Origin of the sequence: Streptomyces sp. NPDC046876, from assembly GCF_040645035.1 — a bacterium.
Taxonomy (GTDB): Bacteria; Actinomycetota; Actinomycetes; order Streptomycetales; family Streptomycetaceae; genus Streptomyces.
In genome coordinates, this window is the sequence record NZ_JBEYXK010000252.1 from 1 (window position 1) to 1,037 (window position 1,037).

General features: G+C 45.5%; 1 protein-coding gene. It reads left to right on the forward strand.

Annotation, left to right across the window (positions count from 1 at the left end; genetic code table 11):
• Positions 1-93 precede the first annotated feature (93 nt).
• A complete protein-coding gene (locus tag ABZ924_RS38800; RefSeq protein WP_361920471.1) occupies positions 94-594 on the forward strand; it encodes a tyrosine-type recombinase/integrase in 501 nt (166 codons plus the stop codon).
• Positions 595-1,037 lie beyond the last annotated feature (443 nt).

A 1,037-nucleotide genomic window follows, 5' to 3' on the forward strand; every position in this document is an offset into this window, starting at 1 on the left:
AATGGATGAACGGCCAAAGTTGCTAGAATAAATACCCCACATGTATTCCATAAAGACGTCCAACCAATCCGTTCTTTAGACCGGATTGAGGACATGAAATGGAGCTTGAAAAAGTGGTGCAGCGAACGGGATTATATTTTGTTTTTGCTCGGCATCAATTCGGGGCTGCGTGTCGGAGATCTATTAGCGATCAAAACAAGCGAAATCCAGGGCAAGCAAGTGGTATCGCTGCGCGAAGGCAAGACCGGCAAACGGCGGACGATTCACCTCGGCAACATTTACGACGAACTGGCTGCCTATATTCGCACGTTAGAGGGCGCTCAGTGGCTTTTTCCGAGTCGCAAGGGAAATGGACCGATTACCCGTGTCCAAGCCTACAGACAGCTTCAGAAAGCCGCACAGATGGTCGATATCTCGGTGGGCATCGGAACGCACACCTTACGCAAAACCTTCGGCTATTGGCATTACAAGCAGTTTAAAGACATTGCCGAGCTGCAGAATATCCTCAATCATGCCCATCCGCAAATTACGTTGCGCTACATTGGCATTACCGATGAGCAAATTGAAAGCAATTTAAAAGCGTTTCGCCTGTAAAACTCCCAGACTGGTTTCTGCGGAGTTTTTGTTTATGAAAAAACGTTTTTAAGGGGGTTTTAAGGCGTCTTAGAAACGTTTGCTTGTATGTATTCAATTTCCACCTTCAAAACGCTTTTAGGGTGGTTTCTGTGCGTTTTAAGAGGGTCTAGCGTGTAAGGAACCCCTGTCTTTTTCTAGTAATGGGTTTTGGGGCTTGAAGTTGAAAGGTAACATTTTCGGTCCCATTTATTCCACCACCACCGTCTCGCGCGCGTACGCGTGTTGTTTGGTGGTGTTTAATTACTTTGTTTATTACTTTGTTTTAAGTGTTTTAGAGAGGGTCTGAGCCCTTGGTATGACTGGTTTTAAAGACTTTAAAGGACACACTTTCGGGTTTAAAGGACACACTTTCGGGTTCTAAAGGACACACTTTCGGGTTTAAAGGACACACTTTCGGGTTC